This is a genomic window from Pseudoalteromonas sp. 1181_04, from assembly GCF_052850545.1.
This window is the reverse complement of record NZ_VXCS01000055.1, coordinates 1-5,640: the sequence shown is the minus strand read 5'-3', so window position 1 is coordinate 5,640 and position 5,640 is coordinate 1. Positions and strand designations below refer to the sequence as shown.

The 5,640-nt window shown below is 40.0% G+C and carries 5 protein-coding genes; 2 read left to right on the top strand and 3 right to left on the bottom strand.

The features are described 5' to 3' along the window. A partial coding sequence (locus tag FW757_RS22875) for a tetratricopeptide repeat protein (RefSeq protein WP_446441762.1) occupies positions 1 to 440 on the top strand: 440 nt, incomplete at its 5' end. A gap of 143 nt (positions 441 to 583) precedes the next feature. Beyond that, entirely contained in the window at positions 584 to 1,855 is a 1,272-nt protein-coding gene (locus FW757_RS22870; RefSeq protein WP_446441761.1) for a LysM peptidoglycan-binding domain-containing protein, read from the top strand. A gap of 111 nt (positions 1,856 to 1,966) precedes the next feature. Here FW757_RS22870 and creD read toward each other — a convergent pair whose 3' ends face one another. From creD to FW757_RS22855, 3 genes are all read right to left on the bottom strand, one after another. Further along, the gene (gene creD, locus FW757_RS22865; protein WP_182761668.1) at positions 1,967 to 3,265 is read right to left on the bottom strand and encodes a cell envelope integrity protein CreD; all 1,299 of its coding nucleotides are present in this window, start codon (positions 3,263 to 3,265) and stop codon (positions 1,967 to 1,969) included. Positions 3,266 to 3,345: 80 nt separating this feature from the next. Beyond that, positions 3,346 to 4,827 (bottom strand): two-component system sensor histidine kinase CreC, encoded by a 1,482-nt coding sequence (gene creC, locus FW757_RS22860; protein ID WP_182761667.1) that lies wholly within the window; start codon positions 4,825 to 4,827, stop codon positions 3,346 to 3,348. Next, positions 4,814 to 5,494 (bottom strand): response regulator, encoded by a 681-nt coding sequence (locus tag FW757_RS22855; protein ID WP_182740175.1) that lies wholly within the window; start codon positions 5,492 to 5,494, stop codon positions 4,814 to 4,816. The genes creC and FW757_RS22855 overlap by 14 nt, the downstream gene beginning before the upstream one ends. Between the last annotated feature and the right edge of the window lie 146 nt (positions 5,495 to 5,640).

Sequence of the window (5,640 nt, the reverse complement as noted above, 5' to 3'; positions counted from 1 at the left end):
AAAGCCTTGGTGACTCACCACAAGTATTACGGGATCTGTCTGTCTCGTTTAATAAGGTGGGTAATATTGAACAGCAACTCGGGGATTTACCCGCAGCCAAAGCCGCGTATGCGCAAAGCTTAGCAATTTGCCAACAATTGCAAACGAGCCTTGGTGACTCACCACAAGTATTACGGGACCTGTCTGTCTCGTTTGATAATGTGGGTAATATTGAGCAGCAACTCGGGGATTTACCCGCTGCCAAAGCCGCGTATGCGCAAAGCTTACAGCTCGACAGGCAACTTCAAACTAATTTGGGGGATACATTAACAGTGCTTAAAGATCTAACTATATCCTTAAAGAGGGTGGCTGAAATAGAAAAAAAATTAGGTAATTTAACTTCAGCCAAACACCTATACGCTCAATCGCATGAAATAGAAGCTAAATTAGAAACTTTATAATCACCGAGTTTAACTTATCACGTCGCTATAAAGAGCAATTTAAGGGACAGTTAAATTCAACTACAAGTCATTCTTAACTCACGCTATGTTAAGCTAACCTGATTTAGGTTAACCGCATTTATATTTTCGGAGTAGTTTAGTACGTGCCTTTAAATCGATTTATCCGCATTTTGCCATTAGTGTTAATTTTATCCGGTTGTGAAACCACACCCGAACAGCCATCTTCACAACCTGATATTAAAGCTAACCCGAATATTGTTGTTAAAGAACAAAACGAAAATATTGAGCAAATAGCTCCCTTAAGTCCTCAGAAACTCGATGATGTGTGGCAACGCATCCGAACGCAGCTTACATTTGCCAATTCTAGCCACCCAGATGTACAGCAACGTATTGCATGGTATTTATCGCACCCAAATTACATGGATGAAATTAGTCGCCGTGCTGAGCCTTATCTTTATTATATAGTCACAGAGGTTGAAAAGCGGAACTTACCCATAGAATTAGCATTAATGCCGCTAATTGAAAGTGACTTTGATGCCAGTGCCTATTCGCACAAGCATGCATCTGGACTTTGGCAATTAACGCCTGCCATTGCTAAATATTTTAAAGTGCAAATATCCTCTTGGTATGACGGACGTCAGGACGTAATAGACAGTACCCGAGCAGCGTTGGATTTTATGGAATATTTACACAGGCGCTTTGATGGTGATTGGTATCACGCTATAGCAGCCTATAACTTAGGTGAAGGCCGTGTACTTAGAGCGATCAGCAACAATAAAAAGCAAGGTAAACCAACTGACTTTTTCAGTTTAAAACTCCCTCAGCAAACCAGTCAGTATGTACCTAAACTACTTGCTGCGGCACAATTATTAAAAAGCCAAAAAATGGCGTTCCCTGCAATAGCAAATAAAGATGCAATTGCCAAAATAGCCATTTCTGGCTCAGTTATTTTAGATAATAAAGTCCAATGGCAACAGTTAGAGCCCTTAAACTACGGGGTCATTCGCTTTCCGGCGATTATTGATGCACCGCATCTCGTCGTTCCTGCTAGTGAGCAAAAGCAATTTGAGACTATGATTGCTGATCAAGATTCTAACGACTACAGCCAATGGCAACATTATACAGTTAAGCGTGGCGATAGTTTGAGCGTGATCGCTAAGCGCTACAAAGTAACTTTAAGCCAACTAAAAGCATTTAATAATTTGAAAAATAGTACCATACGTATTGGTCAAAAATTAGTGCTACCGCAGTTAGCCGATACGCAAATAGAGCATAAGGTTAAATCTGGCGAAAGCTTGTGGAAAATAGCCAACCATTACAAAGTCAGCATCACTAAGCTAAAACAATGGAACAGCCTTTCAAGCGATCGCTTAAAAGTAGGCGATAAGCTAACCGTATTTTTATCAGCAAGTTAATAACATGAACGCTGTATAATAAGCCTATCTTCAGCGGCTATATGCAATGCTAACTGTGTTAGGCCTGAATAATTAAAGGGCTGCAATCATGCAGCCCTTTGCAAACAGAGATTAATCATCAACTTGTGATTTAGTGTGGTACCAATTTACTGTGCGGGTCAGCATCATAATCAAACTCAGTACTGCAAACACCAGTAAACTGCCCATCAACAATGCGTAATCTTCTGCGCTTAATAGTCCGTAAAGTAAGCTGTATAAAAACAGAATAGCAATCAGAAACAACCCACCATGCTTAGTATTTTTCAACATTCCGGCCACATAAATACTCAGTAATAATGAAGAAGCTAATGCTGATAGTAAGTAAGCAAGGTTAAATCCTAGGTGCTCACCAAGTGATATCAACAATAAATAAAAAACGGCCAATGCTAAACCGACAAAGCCATATTGCACCGGATGAACAGGTTCGCTGCGAAGCACTTCGAGTAAAAAGAAGCTGGCAAATACCAATATCAGCACTAAAATTGCGTAGTTACTGGCACGATAGCTTTTTAAATAATGATCAACACCATCAACAAGATTAACTCCCATGCTACGTTGCTTAAATTGCTCGCACTGATTTTGAAAAACGCAATGTTGAAACAGCTCTTTTAAGTTGGTAGCAAAGTAATTTGTTTGCCAGTTGGCAGTAAAGCCTTGCTCTGAAATACTTGAGTCGATAGGTAAGTAATCGCCAACGAAACTTGGATGTGGCCAATCGGCTTGCATGCTAAGAATGGTTTCTTTGCCGATAGGAGCAATAGCTAGTTTACGCATTCCTTGTAGATTTAAATCAATTTGATAATCCAACGTCTGTTGCTCAAGTAAAGCACTAAAATCGAGCTCAATATTAACGCCTTCGGGTAATTGCGCCAGCTTAGTGCCAGGCTGCAACGCATATTCTTGGTTATTTATGCGCATTGTACTGCCCTGACCAATACCGCGAATATCTTTAATCGCCATCACCATATGCACCTGTTTTATCTTTTTACCGGCTAATTCATTTAAAGCCTCGGTATTAAATTGGCCTGCAAAGTGATTCTCGGAGCGATATAGTAACGCCTTATAAATACCTCGGTATTTTTCAAAAGAAGATAATTCACTGTTTATTGTTAATGTTTCAGGTAGCAATAACAGCGTTTTTAACTGTTCAGTGGTGTTGCCTTCCACGGTGTGAGTTTCTATAAATTGCACTTGAATAAACGGCCCAATGACTTGTTGCTCACCGCTGCTGCTTTTAGCAATATCAGCTTGCACTTGTTGCTGATGTTCTGCACGTTCATCAATTAGGTTTTGGATCATAAAGATAGGCACTAATAACAGTACAATTAGGCCTATGATGATCACCAACTTCGTTTCAATTTTTTGTTTCATTATTATCTTTACTCCCTATTTAATATAGGAACTAGAGTAATCGACAAAAGTGGATTTTAAATGGTGCTTATATGGAGTCTTTATGGAGTTGGTAAAAACAGCTTAACGGATACGCCCTGCGGGGTATTATGGATGTCTAATTTTCCTTTATGCAACTTAACCACTTGTTCTACAAAGTTAAGCCCAAGGCCGGTACTTTTTTGTCCATTACTTCTGGCAAGCGAATAAAAACGTTCGGTTACTCTCTTTAACGCATAATCAGGTATCTTCGGGCCAGTATTTTCGACATTAATACAAAGCTCTCCTGCGGTTTGTGTGACCGTAATATTGATTTTCCCCTGCTCACATACAAAATCCAACGCGTTTTCAAACAAATTATACAAGCCTTGCTGTATTAAAAATTGATCCCCTACAAAGGCAACTTTGTTATCGCATACAACTCTTAACTCTACTTGTTTGGTCATTAGCCTGCTGATACAAGAGGCTTTTATCTGCGCTAATAAAGCAGGTAAATCAATTAATTGCCGCTGTTCAAGTTCTGGGATTTGCTCAAGCTTTGTTAGAGCTAACAACTTATCAATCAATTGCTGCATGCGCGTAGCTTCGGTTTCAATATTCTGAGCAAACAACTGTTGTTTATCTATCGTGGTAGGGGTTTGTAATATTTCACTGGCTCCTTTGATTGCTGACAATGGACTTTTTAACTCATGCGTTAGAGTTTGCACATAGTTTTCTACGTAACGCTTACCATCAAGCTGACGACGCATATTTTCAAGGGCATCACTGAGTAAGCTATATTCATAAAAAACTCTAAAGGTGGGTTTACTGGTTTTTTCACCGCGCCCCATTTTATCAGCATAGTCTGCAAGCTTATATAACGCAGTATTTATACGCCACGCGATTAACGCACCAATGATAAGTGCGAGTACACTCATTAACGCTAACCAAGTTAATACCCGATACCTAGAAATATCAATAAATGGCTGTACAGAACGGTTCGCTTTAGCAACTGTGACACTGCCAATTATCTCATCGTTATACATGATTGGTGCAGCAACATGCATTACTGTTGATAGCGGATCATTAGGGTCTAATGCAGTTGAACGTGCCCCGTACTCACCACGTAAGGTGAGGTAAACGTCATTCCATTTAGAGAAATCATTACCAACATCCTGCTGCCATGAATCCAGCACTACAATCCCTTGTTGATCGGTTATATAAACTCGATGATTAACTGATTTTTTTTCAACACCCCAAATCGCAGCATCGGGATCACGCAAACCATAAAAGTTGATTTGCTTAGCAAAAGCGCTCTGTGCAATATCGCCGTTCGCCATTGGGTTGCTTGCTATTACAGCCAGCATGTTTGCCATATCGACCAGTGTTTCTTCACTCGCTTGGCGTACCGTTGGCTTGATCTCTCTCATAACTGTTGAGCTAACCAAGTAAGCGGTTAAAATCACTAATACAAAGTAGAGTAAAAACAGCCTCAGTCCAAGCGGGATCTTAGGCCATCTTTTAAGACGAGCAAATACCGTATTTGTTGGCTTAGGTAGATTCATAGTAATAACCAAAACCACGTTTAGTATGAATACATTCCGGAGCCGATACTGCGCGTAATTTATTGCGAATAGCCTTGATGTGACTATCTACATTACGAGCATAGATAGCATCTTGGTGATTTTGCGCCGACAACAATAATTGCTCACGGGAGAATACTTGGCGAGGATGGCTAATTAACTTATCCAGCAATTTAAATTCCAATGCTGTGAGAGCCAATGCTTGGTTTTGGAAATGATAATCAAAATTTTCGGCATAAAGGCCTGAGGCTTGTTCTGAAGAGATGGATACTTTACTCGCAGCTTCGCTATGTCTAATTCTAAGTTTAACCCTTGCAAGCACTTCTCGCGGGCTAAATGGCTTAGTAACATAATCATCGGCGCCTATTTCTAATCCCACAACACGATCAATTTCATCATTTCGGGCGGTAAGAAAAATAATTGGAACCGCTGAGAACTCTCTTATCTGTTTGCACAACTCAAAACCATTGGCATCAGGCAAACCAACATCCAAAATCACCAAGGCAGGCATATTGTTTTTAATATATTCAAGCCCCTCACCCGCTGTAGCAAACCACTGCACAGCAAAGCCATCTATTTCTAGAGTATGGATCAGTGTATCAGCGATCGCTTTCTCATCTTCAATGATCACAACCTGCGCAGTTGTCATGCAATTAATTCCTTTACTACAGCAAATTAGCAATGTTTATAGTTACAGTAACTATAAAGGCAGTCAATAGTTAGGTTTACGAGTTTATATTTTCTTATGGGGAGCGCGAGTTTTTTAAGATTAAAAAGTGGCAGTACACGCATGTC